Below are 19,038 nucleotides of genomic sequence, written 5' to 3'. Positions count from 1 at the left end.
ACAAAGTGCTTGAATCGCAAATTGAATTCCGTAAAGCGCCTAAAAAAAATATTATTAAATTGTAAATTCAACAGTTAGATTTAGGAGCTTTTACCAAACTTAATTTCTTAACTAATTTAATGGTATTCTGAATTGGAAAAAATCATGAAAAAACTGCTATATATTTTAATTATTCTGCTGTTAGGCTGCGTACCTGAAAAAGAGAATTTTCAAGAAATGACTATACAAGGAAAGATCACTGGAAAAATTCCTGAGCGTATTGAATACACTATTCCTATAAATGGAATCTCATACGTTGGATTTGAAAATGCTGTTCAACCTGACTCTTTAGGAAACTTTACAATTTCACTGGTCATTGATAAAGCAAGTTTTATTGAATTATCAGACGGTCATAAGGCTTACGGAACCATCATAGCTGAACCCGAAATGAATTATGATGTTAGCATTGCGGTCGAGGAGAAAAAAAACAAATTTACTATTAAAGGGCCTAACCAAAAAGGACAGGATTTATACAATCAGAATCCCAATCGAAGTTTGTTAACTGGGCATTTTGAGGTAGAAGCAACGAAGTACAGCAAAGATTCTATCCCTAAAAGAATAAAACAAAATCTTGAAGAAAGTAGAGAACATACATTAAAAACATATAACGACTTATTAAGCGATAATTTAATTTCTAAAGAATTTTATGAATTGGTGAGCATAGATCAACATTATTTTTATGCTGGTGCTCAAACCAGTATTGCTTTATTAAATTATCTTTTAAGTGAACGTAAAATGAATTTTTTAACTGAAGAGGAATATACCGATTTATGGGAAGAAGCCTTTCAGTCAAATCCCGTTTCCAATCCAGCATTGATGCGTTCTCCCTGGTTCTTTTATTATGTAAAATCATATTTGTGGTATAAAGATCTTGTTGAAGACAATATAAAACCGGAAGCCTTACTGAAAATTAAAAAACAGGAGCTTCCTCATACGTATCATATTGAGCTGGCTAAAACATATCTAGCCGGCAAGCAACTTGAATATTATTATGCTGCATATCTGTACATGGAGGCTATAAGTCAAAATTATGAAAAAGAATTGGTTAGACTATTTGAGCTATTTAAAGAAGCTTATCCTTCCAGCGAGTATACCCAATTTATAGCGTCTGAAATTATACCAATCATTGCTTTTCACAGAAAACAAGATGAAGAATTAAATGAGCACACCTATATTCTGGAAAACCCCAAGGATATAAACTCTCTTAAAGATGCTGTGCATAAATTGAATGCACAAAGAGTGTATGTAGATATATGGGCTACCTGGTGTGCACCGTGCAAAAAAGAATTTGAGTACAACAGCAGGTTATATCAACTCTTAGAAAATGAAGATACGGCTATGCTTTATATTTCTGTTGATAAGGATGATAGGGCTGAAAAGTGGATGGAAATGATAAAATATTATCAATTGGAAGGCTATCATATAAGAGCAAATGAAAAACTTTACGAAGATATAAAGCGTTTACGAGGCGAGGATCGTTTTGGTATTCCCTGGCATTTTCTAATGGATGGGGAGGGAAATATAATCCAAAAATACATGAGTGGCCCTTCTGAAATTAATACCTTAAAAAAACAGTTGCAAGGGAATTAATTTATTAATAATAGCCCAATCAGTTAGATGATTTTTGTCTCCTTCGACAACTTACAAGCGCTGTACATTGTATGTGGAAGAACACCAATAATACATATAGCGAAGAAAAACTACTGATCACAGGGAAGATAAACAGATAAATATGTATTTTTATATGAGTATCACCAGTTAATATCAATCATGAAAAGACTATTCCTATTATTATCCCTGATCACATTTTCATTAAATGCGCAGCAGAAAGAAACTGTGGATTTGAAATGGACAATAGCAGATACACTTACTTACAAAACATTAATGCAAGATACTATTTCTGACGAAAGTACTGAAAAAACTAAAAGTGATTCGATTTCGGTTAAAATGAGCGATATGTTTAAGGCGATGCAAAAGCAATTCTCCAATTTAAAATACGAAACAAAACTTTTCCCTTCCAAAAACGGCAATGTGGACATTATTATGATGTTTAAAAAAGAACAAGCAGATACCACCGAAAATGTATTTTCAGGATTAGCTAAAATGAATGAAAATGTAGTTTTAAGGGGCAAAGTGAGTCCTGAAGGAGAATTATTGAGTTTCTATTATGAAGAGGATCAAAAAAACCTGATTTCAATGTTATTTGAACTTCCCACTGAACCTGTTGCTATTGGTGATGAATGGGAGTTGAAAGTTAATATGATTTCCCTAAAACAAAACTTTAAAGCAGACACTCTTTACAAGAACAATATTGTAAGACTTAAAGATGTAGAAATAAGAAACGGCAATAAAATTGCGGTAATAGAGTATGATCTCGAAGAATACGTTTCTGGAGATTTAGGAAACGTAATGATGGCTATGTTCTCAAAAGATCAATCTGATAAAAAAACGTTTATGAAAATGTCTTATAAAGCAACAGCCGAATTTGATTTAGATAAAGGCTACTGGGTTGTATATGATGGAATTATGGATATTGAAACAAACTTTTCACTTATGGGAATGAGTGGAAATAAAAGAACCGTGTTTAAATTAATCCCTGAAAAATAGCTGTGACAATATCAGGAATAACACATTACAAGTTTTTCCAGAAAAATGTGATTTAGAATAGCAGCCTGCTTAAAATTAAATTATTGTTTTGGATTGGGTCGTGACTAACTGCCGTTAGCGATTATTACCGAGACACTTCCCCTTCAAAAAATAATATTTATTTCGATACTCAATTGGTGTAAGGCTGGTAATTTTTTTAAACACAGACCAGACCATTCTTTTTTGATCTTTATAAATTACTAATTGAGAATTCTAAACTATGATCGACCTAAACCAATACATCGAAAATCCTAAAGTGGCAATATGGCAAGCCAATTATTGGCAACCCTGGGAAATAATAGACAATTTAGAAAATATAGTATTGCAATATTTAAAAACGATTGGGAGCGACTATAAAGTAAAAGACAGGATTGCTATTCACAAGACGGCTACTATTGAGCCTGGTGTAACGCTAAAAGGACCATTAGTTATAGGCAAAAATAGCTTTATTGGTGCTCACGCCTATCTTCGAGGACCTATTTTTTTAGGCAACTCGGTAAAAATTGGCCCGGGTTCTGAAATAAAGCAGTCAATAATCCTGGACCGTACAGCTATTGCTCATTTCAATTACATTGGCAATAGTATTCTAGGACAAAACATAAATTTTGAAGCAGGTTCTATATGTGCCAATCATTACAATGAGAGACAAGACAAGCAAATTTATGTAAAGCATGAACATGTGATTATCGATACAAAAACTGAAAAATTTGGTGCCTTAGTTGGAGATCACTCTAAAATTGGTGCCAATGCCGTGTTATCACCGGGAACAATTTTAGAAAAAAACAGTATCGTAAAACGACTTGAACTGATTGAACAAATAAAATGAAAATTTGCATTACTCAAACTGAACCTATCAAAGGGGATATCAATAGAAATATTGAAAAGCATCTTCAATTTATTGAGCGCGCCATTAAAAGCAAAGCAGATGCTATTATTTTTCCTGAACTTTACCTGACAGGTTACGAACCTGAACTTGCTAAAAATTTGGCAACCGATATCAATGACCAAAGACTTGATGTATTTCAAAAGATTAGCGATGATAATCAAATATTAATAGGTGTTGGTCTACCTACCAAAATTGGAAATGGCACATGTATTAGTATGCTTATTTTTCAGCCTAATAGTCCGATAAAAATCTATTCCAAAAAGTACTTACATCCGGGTGAAGAAAAATTTTTCGTGCCAGGAGAAAATCTACTTCCCTTTAACTATAAAAATAATAAACTTGGATTTGCCATCTGTTATGAAAACTCTATTCCTGAGCATTCCAAAAAGATATATGACCAGGGAGCCAATGTTTATATAGCCAGTATACTCAATTCTATAAACAGTGTGGATAACGATATTCGCCGAATTTCAGCTATTGCAGAAAAATATCAGATGACTTCATTTATGTCAAATTTTGTGGGAACCTCTGGAGGTTACCGATGTGCCGGTAAAACTTCAATCTGGAATAACCAAGGTAAGCTATTAGAGCAATTAAACCCTGTAAATGAAGGAATTGCAATAATAGACCTTAACACCCAGGAAACCACTAAAATTCAATTATAAAAATTGACCTAATCATTTGCTCTTATCTTACCTCAACACTGCACCAACGCCTATTTTCTCTAATAAATAAGGATTATGATCGATTACTAAAAGATCATTATGCTCACTCAATTGCTTTAATGAGTGGTATAACAAATCAATATCTGCGTAATGTAACCCTATGCTGGGTTCGTCCAGTATCAACAATTGATTCTTGGTTTTGGCCTCTAACCAGTTATTTAACAACAAACGCTGTTTTTCACCCGAGGAAAGCGATTTTACGGTTTGATCAAGTCTTACATGGGAAAGACCAATTTTACTAAGAGCAGTAAATTGCTGAATAGCCTTTGCCGTACCTGCAAAGTCAGCAAACCAATCCTGCAATTCCGAGAGCTTCATCGATAGAATAGCAGCTACATGCTTTCCGGCTATCTTATATTGTAAAATTTCATCACGGTAACGTTTGCCTTCGCAAACATCACAGGTTTCAACATGCTTGGCGGCAACATCGAGACTAGTCGTTACTACACCTGTCCCCAGACAATTAGGACACTGACTTGTTTTATTCTTATAAGAAAAGTCTTTGGCCTTCCCCCCGGTTTCTTTAGCAAAAACCCTGGTAATCACTTTTAAAATAGCTAAATAATCAACCAATAAGGTACTATTGTACGCCCGTAGTTTTGTAGGTTCAAAATAATCGGCTCCTGCATATTCTTTTGGAAAATGAATGTTTCTACAATAAAAAGCTTCCTGTTGTTGTAAACTTGGTATCACTATTTCTTTCACCAATGTAGTTTTTCCTATGCCTGATTTTCCAGTAATAGCTGAAATACCTCCTACCGGAATTTCCAGCTGTTCCTTCTGTAGCCCATGTCTTGCTATTCCTTCAATTTTAATGGCTTCTTTTCCCTTCTTTAATTGCAGCTTTTTACTTTTTGCTTTTACATACGGATGGCATATATCAGAACGAAGATAATCAGCTGCACTTCCCTGAAAAGTAATAGCTCCTCCCAAACTTCCAGCTTTAGGACCTATTTGTACTAAATGATCTGCCGCCAGCATAATGTCTTTATGATGCTCGATGACAATCACCGTATTGCCTTTGGTCACTAGCGCTTTCAACAAGCTAATCAAATCGGCAATATTATTTTGTGACAATCCAGCCGAAGGCTCATCCAGTAAATACGTAACTCCCTGTAAAGGACTATTCAGTTGTTTAATAAGTGATACCCTTTGCTGCTCTCCGCCACTCAGAGTGTCTGATTTTCGATTTAAATGCAAGTGATCAATGTGTAACTGTTTTGCTCGTTTCAAAGTAGCCTTTAAATGTGTATGTAGTTTTGAAATTAATTCGGTATCAATCTCATCGGTTGGTTTTGCATTACGTAACCAGTTTTCAAATTCATATAAACTTTTGGATTTTAAATCTAGCATGGAATGCTGGGCTATTTTGATCTCCAAGCGTTCAGGCTGCAATCCGCTCCCTTTGCAATGACTGCAAGTTTCAGGGCTCAGTAGCGCAAGCATATGTTGATTGTGTTTGTTTTTTCTTACCAGAAAATATTCATCCATCAAATAGGTAAACAAACCTTTCCAAACCATTTTAATTTGCTGTTTTCCTTCCCGGGATTTGGTTTTAAACGCCCAGGTGGCTTCCCAGGTTTTATCAGGTATACCATAAAATAACAGATCTTTCTGTTCCTTATTCCATTGTTTAAAAGGAGTATTTAAATTAAAACCATAAGCCTTCCCTATTTCACTAACAATGGCCATATACTGCCCGCCTGCCTGTCCGTAGTAACTCAAGGCCTTGTTGTGCTCAAAAAGTCCGTCTGCAATACTCCGTTCTTCATCTAACACGATTTTAGATATATCTGGCAACATTTCTTCTCCTACCCCATCACAAACGCTGCACTTTCCAAGTTCATGAGCATTTGAAAAATGACTTGCCGACCATTCCTTACCTTCATACTGCGCTTTACGCGAAAAAGAAAAACGTAAACTTTTATCGATATCGGTCTGCTTAGCTACATCAGAACGTTGTGAAAATTGGTGATTTTTACGCGTAATACAAATGCTAGGGGTTAAGCCGGTGATATGATCTACTTCAAACTGATAATCAATCCCAACCCTGTTTTGTTGATAGCTGGAGAATTGTTTACTCATTTCCTGCAATCCATAACCGTGAAGCGTATCGATGACCAAAGAAGATTTCCCGGATCCGGAAATCCCTGTAACCACAGATAATTTTTGTTTTGGAAAACTAACATCCAGATCTTTTAACGCATGGGTGCGCGCTCCTTTTATCTCAATAAAATTGGTAGCAGATGGCTTAGCAATTACTTCATCAGAAGTGTTTATGGCCTCCGAATTATTTATCCAAACATCACATTGCGCTTGAAACAATGCATGATTTTCAAAACATACAATTCCAGAGGTTTGTTCTTTTAATTGCTGCAAAGCTTTTAGTAATTGTGCTACATTTTGCTGATGTAAGCCAATGCTGGGTTCCTCAAGTAACAAAATAGTTTGTCTGGTGGGTTTTGCAAAGTGTTTGGTCAATTTTATGCGTTGTGCTTCTCCTCCACTTAACGTATTTGAAGGTTGCCCTAATTTTAAATACCCTATTCCCAAACGCTGTAATAAAGCCAGTACGCCACATAGTTTCTTTTCTGCCTTAAAGAACTCGTAAGCTTCGGAAATACTAAGGTTATAAATTTCTGAAATATTCTTCTTATTCCAATGTACCTGTAATACTTCTGGCTTAAAGCGTTTCCCATTACATGCAGGGCAGGTTTGATTGATCGTTCCCATCACACTCATGGAAAGGCTGATTACACCTGCACCTTCACAACGGGGACAACGACCGACTTTGTTGTTAAAAGAAAAGGCACTTTTCTTTAACTGAAGTGCTTTGGCTGCATCGGTCTTCGCAAATAGATCCCTGATTTTATCGGCAATTCCGGTATAAGTTGCGGGATTGCTACGAGGTGTTTTTCCTATAGGTTGATCTGACACCGTAAGCATTTGTAAATCTTGCTGTTCGCTATAACTTTTAATCGCATCTAAAACCGTGGCTGTTTTTCTACTAACTACCGCTAATTTATTTTTAGCTGGTTGAAAATCGGTTTCTGAAACCTTCTTTTGTTTTTTATTAATTTCCGGCTCAGGAGAATGTAAAGCCGATAATGTGGGACTGTCTATAGCTTCCGTCTGCAGGAATTCGGTTCGTTTCCCATTAAAGATGATTTCACCTCCATTAATTCCGGCTTTAGGCCCCAATTCAACAATCCAATCTGCTTTCCGAATCAAATTTAAATCATGTTCTACAACCATTACTGTATTACCACGGCTTATCAAACGTCTCAAAATATGATATAGATGCTGCTGATAGGCCGGGGACAAACCAATAGAAGGTTCATCAAAAACATATAAAATGCCCTGCAGACTACTATTCACCTGTTTGATAAGTTTTATACGTTGCCCATCTCCACTGGAAATATCCATACTGGAAGTGCTCAATCGATAATGGTCCATCCCTAAACGAATCAAATCATCCAATTGCGTACACAGTTTATCCACAAGCACTTGTTCACCAGCCTCATATTCTTTAGACTGCAACTTCTGATACAGTTCATCTAATGGCAATTCCATCCATTCCTTAAAATTCAACCCTTTCCAGCGATACTTTAAATGCGCTGCCTTGATTCGTGCACCATGACAGCTGGGACAGGTTTTAGAACTGGCAAATCGTAGAATACTGGGATTCCTATCCAACCTAAGAATATCGCTCATGATAGGTAAAATGCCTTTGTAATACCCGATTTCCCGAGGCTTGGCTTTAAAACCTTCCCAACGCAGTCGTGATTCTAAACTATGTTTTCCGTAATACACCTGAAGGCGATCACTACCGTTCCAAATCACATTTTTCTGCTCCTGCGTTAAATCTTTCCAGGGAATATCTACGGTAAATCCATGCGCTTCACAAACTTTATTTAACTCCTCTACCGTAACCTGAGAATATACGATATAGCCATTTGGTAAAGTGGTTACAATAGCACCCTCACGCAACGTTTTATTTTCGTCTCCTACTAATTTTGCTATATCAATATATTCTGCTTCCCCTATTCCTCTACACGTTTCGCAGGCTCCTTTTGGATGATTGAATGAAAATAGCGACTTACTCATATTTTCAGTCGTAGAATAGCGAGCGAATAAGATCCGGAAAATGGGTGTTAGCTCAGCTAACGTACCAAAAGTAGCGTTGATTGATTGAAAACGCTTTGATTGTTCTACTTTGATTACCGGTGGCAACGCGGTAATATCATCTACTAAAGCCGTTGGAATGGCCGTAGCATTTTGTTGATTATAGGCCGGCAGGCTCTCTAAAAAATACCGATAGCCTTCATTACCAATCACCCCCATTGCTAATGAAGATTTTCCTGAACCGGAAAGACCAGTAACCACAATCAATTGATTTTCAGGAAGATTTAAAGATATATTTTTGAGATTATTATGGTAGGCGTTTTGAATGCGCATGTAGAACTTTCTTTTGCTTTTAACTTTCAAAGATATGAGAATATAAACACCTGCAAGATCAAATGCTAAAGCTTTCCGGCACAATTTATAATTCTATTTTTCTTCGCTTTCTAAATCCTCTACAATTTGATCCAGTTTCTTTAAGAGCTGTCCATAAATAACTTTGGTGGAAGTTAAATAAGAGAATAAACTTATTCCGGCTATACTTGTATAAATTAGGCCGGCTAAAATCACTTTTTTAATAACGGAAATCTCAGTTATCGTATTTAAATAAATTTCAGCATCGTGAAAAATAACCCACAATTCGACCACTATAAATAATGGAATAACCATGCTTGTGAAAATAGTATAGAACCGCTTCTGATTTTTAATAAAAAGTTGATTGGTTTTCATATAATGCCCTACATCTTCTGATGGATTTATATTTTTTAGTTTCGCGATCGTATTTCGGTTTAACAGATATAGAAAAAAGATAAATCCAAAAGCTAAAAGGGCACCTACGTATTCTTTATAAAAAATCAATAACCCGGCCATCATTACGCCTATTGGGATTAAACTAAAATTATCTTTTTTTAAATATTTTATAATTTTCTGAAACCAGAGTTTAGATTCCCTATTATAAAAATCGATATGCTTAACATTTCCGTGATCTCCATTTTTCCAGATATTCTCGATACTATTTTCCATAAATTATTGCTTTAAGTTTTGTTTTAATGCGATTAATTCTTGCGCCGATAGTAGTTATATTTAATCCACTTACTTCGGCTATCTCTTTATAAGACTTGTCTTCTAAATATAAAACGATGATCCCTTTATCTACTTCCGGCAATTTTCGGATCGCCATATAAAGCATTTGCAGTTCCTCATCCGTAAAAGCTTCAGATTCTGTAATTAAATCATTATGAACAAACCCGTTGATTGCTCCATGCTTCTTTTGCTTTTTCAGCATTGTCATGCAAACATTCAGTGTTATTCTATAGATCCAGGTAGACCATTTTGATTGTTCTCGAAAATTGTCCTTACTCCTCCAGATTTGCAGGCAGACCTCCTGAAAGTAATCCTCAAAATCAAATTCGTTATCGGTATAAGCCCTACAAAGTTTAATAATCATCCCTTTGTGCGGCAGGATAAACTTTATATAAAAATCTTCACTCAAAATTGTTGTTTATCTTATAGGTAATCACAAAATGAAGTTTATTACCAATCTCTATTTATTTAAATTCAATCTAAATAATTTTCAATAAGCATTACGCAGTAATATGCATCTATGGTTCATTTCAGTATGTTGGAATAACGGTTCTATTACCCCATTTCGTAAAAAATAAAAACAAAAAAGCCTGTCTGAACACATCAAACAGGCTTTTTCTTCATTAGATTAATTTTCTATTTACCAGCTTTCCACTTCTATGGTTCTAACCTGTTTTCTAGGTTCCTTTTTGAAAACGAAGGTATATACATACATTAATGTAAATGTTGGTATAATGTCTGTAAAAGGTAAAATTTCCTCAATAAATACTATAATTGAAGCCAGTTTACCATTTTTACCTGGGTACATTTCTCTCATTTTACGAGCTGCAAACGGCGCCCATAAAATATCTAAAAAAGGACCAATAACAGGAATACCGATAGTTAACATACCAATAGCATCCAGCATTAATCCCTTCAAAAATAATTTATCTTTTAGCATCTTTTTTAGTGTTTATTCCATTTATAAGAGCAAATAAGATGCCAGTTTTTAGGAAAGGTCTGAGCTGATGAGTTTTAAAAATTCGTTTCTGGTTTCTATCTTTTCAAACTGACCTCTAAAACCTGATGTGGTTGTGGTGCTGTTTTGCTTTTGTACACCGCGCATCATCATACACATGTGTTGTGCTTCAATTACTACAGCAACGCCCTGCGGCTGAAGCGTTTTATTTAAACATTCTAAGATATCGTGCGTTAATCGCTCCTGCACCTGTAACCTTCTCGCAAAAACATCAACTACTCTTGGCAATTTACTTAAACCTACAATATGTCCATTAGGGATATAAGCAATATGAGCTTTGCCAAAAAACGGTAGCATATGATGCTCGCAAAGTGAATATAATTCAATATTCTTTACGACCACCATTTCATCATAGTCTTCCTTAAACATGGCTTTCTTCAAAATCTTTTCAGCATCCAATTCATATCCCTGTGTAAGGAACTGCATGGCTTTTGCTGCTCTTTCGGGTGTTTTTAAAACACCTTCCCTATCTGGATTTTCGCCCAGTTCTGTAATTATTTTTTTATAATTATCTTTTAAGGAATCGGTAACTTCTATAGAGTATTCTTCGAAACTTTGATAAGCCATATCGGAATTTTATTTCTTTAATTTATCGGCAAAAAGTGATCGCAATTTATGGATTTTTGGATCGATAATATATTGGCAGTAGGGCTGACTGGAATGTTGATTGTAAAAATTATGATGCTCTTCTTCAGCTTTATAAAAAGCAGAGGCTTCGGTAACTTCAGTAACAATAGGATCTTTAAAAACTTCCTGTGCTTCCAGTTCTTTAATAACCTGTTCTGCAATTTGCTTCTGCGCATCAGAATGGTAAAAAATAGCACTACGATATTGTGTCCCTACATCGTTTTGTTGGCGGTTTAGAGTGGTAGGATCGTGGGTAGAAAAGAAAATTAATAACAGTTCCTGAAAGCTAATAACTTTAGGATCGTAATTAAACTGAATTCCTTCTGCATGCCCTGTTCTACCGGTCACTACCTCTCGATATGGCGGATTTTTAATCTCACCTCCGGTAAATCCAGAAATCACGTTACTTACCCCTTCCAATCGCTGAAAAACAGCTTCGGTACACCAAAAACAACCCGCTGCCAGGGTTGCTGTTTCTTCCTTCTTCATAAACTAATGATTTGTTCAAATGTAAGATTTACTACAAAGATCACATAGGCTATTTGACTTATTTTAGCATATACAGGTATAAATATTTGTTATCAAAATAGGTCCCGCATAATTAATCCTATTTTAAACTTGGGGGGTGTTATTAATTTGGCTAATTTTCGAGCACTTTACAGAGCACATGATAACAATTGAAAATATTCATAAATACTATGGTGATTTACATGTCTTAAAAGGTGTAGATCTTCATATTGAAAAAGGCGAAATTGTCTCGATCGTAGGAGCTTCGGGTGCCGGAAAAACCACGTTACTTCAAATTTTAGGTACTTTAGACCTGCCTGAAAAAAATAAAAATTCAAAACTGGTTATCAACGAAACTGATATTTATGGTCTAAGCCCCAAGAACTTGGCAAAGTTTAGAAACGATCACATAGGTTTTATTTTTCAATTCCACCAGTTATTGCCAGAATTTACTGCTATAGAAAATATTTGTATCCCTGCTTATATTAAAAACACTCCAAAAGTTGAAGCCGAAAAAAGAGCGATGGAATTGTTAGGGTTTTTAGGCCTAAAAAAAAGAGCACATCATAAACCATCGGCTTTAAGTGGCGGTGAGCAACAACGTATTGCCGTAGCCAGAGCACTTATGAATAATCCTGCCGTTATCTTTGCTGACGAACCTTCAGGAAATTTAGACAGTGAATCTGCCGAAAATCTACATCAGTTATTTTTTAAGTTAAGGGACGAGTTTGGCCAAACTTTCGTTATTGTTACGCATAATGAAGAATTAGCCGATATGGCTGATAGAAAGCTTACTATGGTAGACGGTGAAATTGTGTAATTTCTCAATTAATTTTCGACTGAAGCAATAGTATATAAAGATTAGGTTTTTGAAGAAAAGCGAATTAAAAGAATTTCTGGATTTTAAGGTCAATCAATACAACAATCCGCAATTTATAGGCACTGATCCCATCCAGATTCCGCATCAATTCAGTAAAAAAGAAGATATTGAAATTGCAGGTTTTTTGGCTGCAACTATTGCCTGGGGCAATCGTAAAAGTATCCTGAAAAATGCCAATAATCTTATGGAGCGTATGGAACATGCTCCCCATGATTTTATCCTTAATTTTGGCGAGAAAGACCTCGAATCCATGGAAGGTTTTGTACATAGAACCTTTAACAGCATTGATCTTTGTTATTTTATGCTGGCACTTCAGCATATTTATAATAATCACGATGGCCTGGAAGCTGTTTTTAGCAAACATGCTTCGGCGAACTCCCTCCAACCGGCAATTCATGAATTCAAGAAAATCTTTTTTGAACTCCCACATGAAAGACGTACCCAAAAACATGTAAGCGATCCCCTAAAAAATTCTGCAGCAAAGCGTATAAATATGTACTTACGCTGGATGGTAAGAAGAGATCACTGCGGCGTCGATTTTGGCATTTGGAAATCTATTTCCCCATCAAAACTCTCCTGCCCACTCGATGTCCATTCAGGTAACATTGCCAGGAAATTAAAGTTATTAAAGCGTAAGCAAAACGACGCTAAAGCTTTGGCCGAGTTAGATGTGGTATTGCGAAAACTGGATCATCAGGATCCTGTGAAATATGATTTTGCCTTATTTGGTTTAGGTGCATTCGAAAAATATTGATCTAAACATTAAACTATTTTCTAAAATATTTGTTAATTTACTTTAACAATTAAAAATTGTTTTAGTTCTGCCTATCAAAAATTGATAAATCTATATGATTCAGCCTGCTCAACCTATCAATGAAAAAGAACGCTTAAATGCTTTAAGCTCCATTGAACTTATAAAAGATATTCCTGAAGAGGAGTTTGATAATATTACCCAGCTGGCCTCCTATATTTGTAAAACACCAATATCTGTAATTACCATTGTAGAAGATGAAAAAAACTGGTTAAAATCGAATCACGGTGGCCCACCCATTACAGAGGTTGAAAGAAAATACTCGCATTGTGGCCATGCGATTTTAGAGCCTGGTATTTTAATGGAGGTAGAAGATATGCGTAAAGATTTAAGGTTTTACAATAACCCCTTTACTACCCTTCCAGAGTCTCCCATACTTTTTTATGCGGGGATGCCATTATTAGACAACGATGGTTTTGCTCTGGGCACCTTATGCGTTTTAGATACTAAAAAGAATAAGCTTAACGATGCACAGAAAAAAGCCTTAAAAAATCTCGCAAAACAGGTTGAAAAACTATTTGAACTGCGACGTAAAAATCGTTATCTAGAAAAAATAAAACAAGAATTAGATGATCACAATACCTTATTAAAAGATTTTGCAGGTGTGGTTTCTCACGATATGAAAATGCCACTTGCCAATATGATTATTACAGCAGACCTTATAAAAGCGCGTTATAAACATAATGTGGATGAAAAAGGCCAGGAATTACTGCTAAATCTTAAAAAATCTGCTCTAAAATTAAGTGATTATATAAACGGGATTTTAAACCATTACGAAAGTGATCGCATTGTAGCTTCAAAAGAAGTAGAGTTTGATCTTCATCATCTTTTAGAGGATATCATAGATTTGCTCAATATCAATGACAGATGTGAAATTAATTTCCCTGCGGAAAATATATTTCTGAAATGTAACCGGGCAGCCCTAGAACAAATTTTTATCAACCTGATTAATAATAGCATTAAATACAATAACAAGGAAAAAATTATTATTGATATTGAAAGCGCTATAGACGAAAATCATTATTATTTTACCGTAACCGATAACGGAATTGGTATTCCAGAAGATCAGCTCTCTAATGTTTTCAAATTGTTTAAAACGCTTTATATTACCGATCGTCAGGGAAATCAGGGAAATGGAATTGGTCTTTCTACCGTCAAAAAACTGGTAGAATCACTCCACGGTAACATCAGTGTCTCCTCGGTACTTGGTGAAAGTACCAGCTTTAAATTTGATATCAAACGCGCTTAAACTACCCTTATTTCAAAAAAAAGATTTACGTCACGTTTTTACATCAAACTCATTGTAAGACTAGCCGAGAAGACATTTGATGGAATTCATTAATTTCGAAGCATCCAGATAACTCTCGGGACGGGAGTCCAACATTTAATCTCGATTATCGAGTTTTCCTGCACCACAATTTCTTTATATTTGATAAATCTTAAAAACCGGTATGCAGTTTAAACATCCAGAACTCCTTTATGCATTAATTTTACTGGTTATTCCCTTTATTGTTCACTTATTTAAACTTCGTAAATTTCAGAAAGAGGCTTTTACGAATGTAAAATTTCTTAAAAAAGTAGTTCAGGAAAACCGTAAAAGCAATCAACTAAAAAAATGGCTTATTCTAATCGCCAGAACTTTAGCACTGGCTTTTTTGATTCTGGCATTTGCACAACCCTTTATCCCTTCGGGCAAAACCTCCCAACAAAGTACAACCACCCTGCTCTATCTGGATAATTCGTTCAGCATGCAATTGCGTGGTGAACATGGCCCAATGTTGCCATATAATATTCAGCAAGTTATAGAAAACAGCGAGGAAAAACAGACCTTTGGACTATTTACTAATAATAACGACTTCGGAATTATTTCACCTGTTGAAAATCAAACCGAAATCCAGGAGATAGATTATAGTCAAAATTCGTTGAACTTCAACCAGATTAATTTAAAAGCCCGCCAGTTTTTTAAGCAACATCCTGCTGATGTACAGCGATTGGTTTTGGTGTCTGATTTTCAGCAAAATTTGGGTGACTTACATCAGCTTGAAAATGTCGAATATCATTTTATAAAAAATAAAGCACAAAATATCGCTAATATGAGCATTGATTCGGCTTACGTTATCGATAAGAAATTAAATCAGGCTACGTTAAAGGTGATTTTTAGTAATAATGAAAAGCTAGATCGAGATATTCCTATTAGTCTAAGAAACGGTGAGCAAATATTGGCTAAAAAAAGTATTAATTTTAAAGACAGTAAACAGCAGGAAATAGAATTTCGTGTACAGGCGGAAGAAGTAGAAAATGGCGTCATCGCAATTGAAGATAACGGACTTTTTTACGATAATGAATTATTTTTTAGCTACGCGGAAACGCCAAAAATAACTGTTGTAAGCATTTCAGGAAGTGATAGCGATTTCCTTAAACGAATTTTTACTCAGGATCAATTCAATTACAGCAATTTTGAAGAAAGTGAAGTTGATTTTAGTGCTTTTAGCGGTGCAGACTTAATTATTCTAAATGAAGTAGAACAGATAAATACAGCTTTACAAAATCAGATTTTAGAAAAATCAAAACAAGGAATGCCCATATGCATCATTCCGGCTTCCAATCTTCAGATCCAAAATTACAATCCGTTTTTATCAAATCTCGGTTTACCGACTATTCAGAATAAACAAAATCGAGAATTATTGATTACTGAAATTGCCTTTCAACATCCATTATTCGAGGCTACTTTCGAAAAAGAAATCAGTAATTTCCAATATCCCGAAGTACGTAGTTTTTATAATTTTAGTTCAGATATATCAGCGGCTTTGGGTTATCAAAATAACAAAGCTTTTTTGATGAATTCTGATCATAACTATTTATTTTCGGCACCCATTAATCAGCAAAATTCAAACTTTCAAAATTCGCCATTAATCGTACCCGTTTTCTATAATTTGGGAATTTCAGCCTTAAAAATGCCCGACTTATACTTCGAAGTCGGTCAGGAAAATACATTCGACGTAAACATGGCAGGAAATAGTGATCAGGTGGTTGAAATTCAGCAAAATTCAGCAGAGAGTTTTATTCCACTTCAACAAAATACCTCCAGTAAGATCACTATAACGACTACCGACTTACCTGCAAAAGCGGGAAATTTTATGCTCACATATCAGGAAAATAAAATTTTACCGGTTAGTTATAATTATCCCAGAGGCGAAAGCGATCTTAATTATCTGGATATTAATGACTTTAAAGATGTGGAACAGCAACCCAGTCTAAATACTTTTTTTGAAAGCGCAAAAGCTGCCCAACAAATCGATGTGCTTTGGAAATGGTTTGTTATTTTTGCATTGATCTTTTTAACCATAGAAATGCTCCTCTTAAAATTCTTTAAATGAAGCTACTTATAAAATCTGCCACAATCGTAGACCAGCAAAGCGATTATCATTTAAAACAAGCCGATATTTTTATAAAAGACGGCATCATTATAAAAATCGGAAGTTCTATTAAAGAAAAGGCCGATAAAGAAATTAATATCCAAGGATTACACGTTTCTCAAGGCTGGTTTGATACGAGCGTAAGTTTTGGAGAACCAGGTTACGAAGAGCGTGAAACCATCGAAAACGGATTAAAAACAGCGGCATTTAGCGGTTTTACCGATGTGGTACTTAATGCACATAGCAATCCTACGATCGATAACAGTTCTGCCATTCATTCTATTAAAGCTAAAGCACAGGGAAATGCAGTAAATTTATTACCTACCGGCGCTTTAACGGTTAAAACCGAAAGTGTAGATTTAGCCGAACTTTACGATATGGGTAATGCCGGTGCGGTAAGTTTTGCAGATTATAAAAAACCAGTAAGCAATCCTAATCTTCTAAAAATTGCATTGCAATACGCTCAAAATTTTGACGGACTGGTACAATCATTCCCTTTAGAAAAGAAAATTGCAGGTAAGGGAATTGTCAACGAACACCATAATAGTACTCTTTTAGGCTTAAAAGGAATTCCAAATCTTGCTGAAGATTTACAAATTGCCCGCGATTTGTATCTTTTAGAATATACAGGTGGGAAACTGCATATTCCAACTATTTCTACAGAAAAATCGGTTGCACTTATTAAAGAAGCCAAGAAAAAAGGACTGGACGTAACCTGCAGTGTGGCCATCCATAACCTGATTTTAACAGACGATTTACTTAGCGAATTTGATACCCGGGCAAAAGTACTGCCTCCGCTAAGGACAAAGAAAGACACAAAAGCCTTAATTAAAGGATTAAAAGAAGGTACGATCGATTTTGTGACCAGTGATCATGATCCTATTGATATAGAGAACAAAAAAGTAGAATTTGATAATGCCAGCTACGGAAGCATTGGATTAGAAAGTGCCTTTGGTGCTCTACACACTATTTTTTCTACGGAAGAAACTATTGAGATTTTAACTCGCGGAAGATCCCGCTTTAAAGCTGAAAATATAAAAATAGCCGAAAAAGAAACGGCAAAATTAAGCTTCTTTTTACCCGAAGTAAAATACACTTTTGAAAAATCAGATATTCTTTCTACTTCACAAAATAGTATCTTTTTAGGGCAACAGTTAAAAGGAAAAGCAATTGGTATTTTTAATAATAATCAATTAATTATCGCAGAATAAATAATTACAGAAGCATGAGTCCACAACCCCAAAACAGCTCGAATAACGGCAAAACTGCTGCGATTACGGCCTATATAACCATATTTGGCTTTATAATTGCTATTTTTATGAATATGGATGATAAACATAAATTGGCTAGTTTCCATATTCGCCAGGCTTTTGGAACTCATCTCATTTTTTACTTGCTTGGAGCCATAGCTTCCATGTTTAGTGATTTATTTATTCCTACGGCTTTTTATCTGGTCTCTGTAATTATTTGGATTTATGGACTAATTGCTGCAGTACAGGGGGAATTTAAAATGATCCCTTACATTGGAGTCTATTTTCAAAAATGGTTTAAATCAATTACGTAATGCACACAGCAAATTTATCTCTAGATCACGTTATAAAACAACCAAAAGGTCAAACTGAAAAAGCTCCCGTAGTTTTCATGTTTCATGGCTACGGAAGTAACGAACAGGATCTTTTTAGCTTTGCCAGCGAATTACCTGAAGAGTTTTTTGTAATCTCAGTAAAAGCACCTTATCCCATGCAACCTAGCGGAAATGCCTGGTATGCTATCTATTTTGATGATGCCAACGGGAAATTTAGCGATGATGAGCAAGCTGTTGAATCCCGGAATCTAATTGCAAAATTTATTGATGAAGCGATCACAGCTTATCCAATAAACAAAAATAAAGTAACACTATTAGGCTTTAGCCAGGGAAGCATTTTAAGTTATGCCGTTGCACTCTCTTATCCAGAAAAAGTAAAAAATATCGTTGCGCTAAGTGGATATGTCAATAAAGACATCATCAAATCTGGCTTTGAAAATAATAATTTTGAACATTTAAATTTCTATTGTTCTCACGGAACAGTAGACCAGGTAATCCCCATCGAATGGGCGCGAAAAACAAAACCCTTCCTTGACAATTTGAATATAAAAAATACCTATTCTGAATTTCCGGTAGGACACGGAGTTGCTCCACAAAACTTCTACGAGCTTAAAGAATGGTTGGAGAAAAATGGATAGCTGTTTTCCCAATATTATTTCTTCCCTATTAAAGTTATTTTAACTTTATAATATG

17 protein-coding genes are annotated in these 19,038 nt (G+C 35.3%); 11 read left to right on the top strand and 6 right to left on the bottom strand.

Going from position 1 to position 19,038, the window contains the following annotated elements:
* The first annotated feature begins 144 nt into the window (after window positions 1–144).
* The 4 genes from ZPR_RS12130 to ZPR_RS12115 all read left to right on the top strand — a co-directional run bounded on the left by ZPR_RS12130 (window position 145) and on the right by ZPR_RS12115 (window position 4,236).
* Window positions 145–1,629 carry a TlpA family protein disulfide reductase gene (locus ZPR_RS12130; protein ID WP_148211720.1) on the top strand — a complete coding sequence of 495 codons (1,485 nt, stop codon included), beginning with the start codon at window positions 145–147 and terminating at the stop codon, window positions 1,627–1,629.
* Between the two features lie 180 nt (window positions 1,630–1,809).
* Complete coding sequence (locus tag ZPR_RS12125) at window positions 1,810–2,646, top strand: hypothetical protein (protein ID WP_013071974.1); 837 nt, start codon at window positions 1,810–1,812, stop codon at window positions 2,644–2,646.
* 259 nt (window positions 2,647–2,905) lie between these two features.
* Window positions 2,906–3,511, top strand: coding sequence for a DapH/DapD/GlmU-related protein (locus tag ZPR_RS12120; RefSeq protein WP_013071973.1), 606 nt, complete (start codon window positions 2,906–2,908; stop codon window positions 3,509–3,511).
* Window positions 3,508–4,236 (top strand): carbon-nitrogen hydrolase family protein, encoded by a 729-nt coding sequence (locus ZPR_RS12115; protein WP_013071972.1) that lies wholly within the window; start codon window positions 3,508–3,510, stop codon window positions 4,234–4,236. Before ZPR_RS12120 ends, ZPR_RS12115 begins: the two co-directional genes overlap by 4 nt.
* Before the next feature lie 27 nt (window positions 4,237–4,263).
* Here the strand turns inward: ZPR_RS12115 and ZPR_RS12110 are convergent, their stop codons facing one another.
* From ZPR_RS12110 to msrA, 6 genes are all read right to left on the bottom strand, one after another.
* A complete protein-coding gene (locus ZPR_RS12110; RefSeq protein ID WP_013071971.1) occupies window positions 4,264–8,754 on the bottom strand; it encodes an excinuclease ABC subunit UvrA in 4,491 nt (1,496 codons plus the stop codon).
* A gap of 93 nt (window positions 8,755–8,847) precedes the next feature.
* Entirely contained in the window at window positions 8,848–9,441 is a 594-nt protein-coding gene (locus ZPR_RS12105) for a hypothetical protein (RefSeq protein ID WP_013071970.1), read from the bottom strand.
* A complete protein-coding gene (locus tag ZPR_RS12100) occupies window positions 9,431–9,910 on the bottom strand; it encodes an RNA polymerase sigma factor (protein WP_013071969.1) in 480 nt (159 codons plus the stop codon). The genes ZPR_RS12105 and ZPR_RS12100 overlap by 11 nt, the downstream gene beginning before the upstream one ends.
* A gap of 231 nt (window positions 9,911–10,141) precedes the next feature.
* Window positions 10,142–10,441, bottom strand: a complete 300-nt coding sequence (locus ZPR_RS12095; RefSeq protein WP_013071968.1) for a hypothetical protein — start codon at window positions 10,439–10,441, stop codon at window positions 10,142–10,144.
* Window positions 10,442–10,489: 48 nt separating this feature from the next.
* A complete protein-coding gene (gene folE, locus ZPR_RS12090; RefSeq protein WP_013071967.1) occupies window positions 10,490–11,086 on the bottom strand; it encodes a GTP cyclohydrolase I FolE in 597 nt (198 codons plus the stop codon).
* A 9-nt stretch (window positions 11,087–11,095) separates the two neighbouring features.
* Complete coding sequence (gene msrA / locus ZPR_RS12085; RefSeq protein ID WP_013071966.1) at window positions 11,096–11,635, bottom strand: peptide-methionine (S)-S-oxide reductase MsrA; 540 nt, start codon at window positions 11,633–11,635, stop codon at window positions 11,096–11,098.
* 178 nt (window positions 11,636–11,813) lie between these two features.
* Between msrA and ZPR_RS12080 the strand changes: the two genes are divergently transcribed.
* The 7 genes from ZPR_RS12080 (at window position 11,814) to ZPR_RS12050 (ending at window position 18,983) form a co-directional block, all read left to right on the top strand.
* Complete coding sequence (locus ZPR_RS12080; RefSeq protein ID WP_013071965.1) at window positions 11,814–12,473, top strand: ABC transporter ATP-binding protein; 660 nt, start codon at window positions 11,814–11,816, stop codon at window positions 12,471–12,473.
* Window positions 12,474–12,522: 49 nt separating this feature from the next.
* The gene (locus tag ZPR_RS12075) at window positions 12,523–13,287 is read left to right on the top strand and encodes a TIGR02757 family protein (protein ID WP_013071964.1); all 765 of its coding nucleotides are present in this window, start codon (window positions 12,523–12,525) and stop codon (window positions 13,285–13,287) included.
* Between the two features lie 94 nt (window positions 13,288–13,381).
* Window positions 13,382–14,593: a GAF domain-containing sensor histidine kinase gene (locus tag ZPR_RS12070; RefSeq protein ID WP_013071963.1), complete on the top strand. Its 1,212-nt coding sequence runs from the start codon at window positions 13,382–13,384 to the stop codon at window positions 14,591–14,593.
* Window positions 14,594–14,795: 202 nt separating this feature from the next.
* Window positions 14,796–16,721 (top strand): BatA domain-containing protein, encoded by a 1,926-nt coding sequence (locus ZPR_RS12065; protein WP_013071962.1) that lies wholly within the window; start codon window positions 14,796–14,798, stop codon window positions 16,719–16,721.
* Window positions 16,718–17,971 carry a dihydroorotase gene (locus ZPR_RS12060; RefSeq protein ID WP_013071961.1) on the top strand — a complete coding sequence of 418 codons (1,254 nt, stop codon included), beginning with the start codon at window positions 16,718–16,720 and terminating at the stop codon, window positions 17,969–17,971. Before ZPR_RS12065 ends, ZPR_RS12060 begins: the two co-directional genes overlap by 4 nt.
* A 14-nt stretch (window positions 17,972–17,985) precedes the next feature.
* Complete coding sequence (locus tag ZPR_RS12055) at window positions 17,986–18,324, top strand: membrane protein (protein WP_013071960.1); 339 nt, start codon at window positions 17,986–17,988, stop codon at window positions 18,322–18,324.
* The gene (locus tag ZPR_RS12050) at window positions 18,324–18,983 is read left to right on the top strand and encodes an alpha/beta hydrolase (protein WP_041578886.1); all 660 of its coding nucleotides are present in this window, start codon (window positions 18,324–18,326) and stop codon (window positions 18,981–18,983) included. The genes ZPR_RS12055 and ZPR_RS12050 overlap by 1 nt, the downstream gene beginning before the upstream one ends.
* Window positions 18,984–19,038 lie beyond the last annotated feature (55 nt).

The organism is Zunongwangia profunda SM-A87 (genome assembly GCF_000023465.1).
GTDB lineage: Bacteria > Bacteroidota > Bacteroidia > Flavobacteriales > Flavobacteriaceae > Zunongwangia > Zunongwangia profunda.
This window is presented reverse-complemented; position numbering and strand designations above follow the sequence as displayed.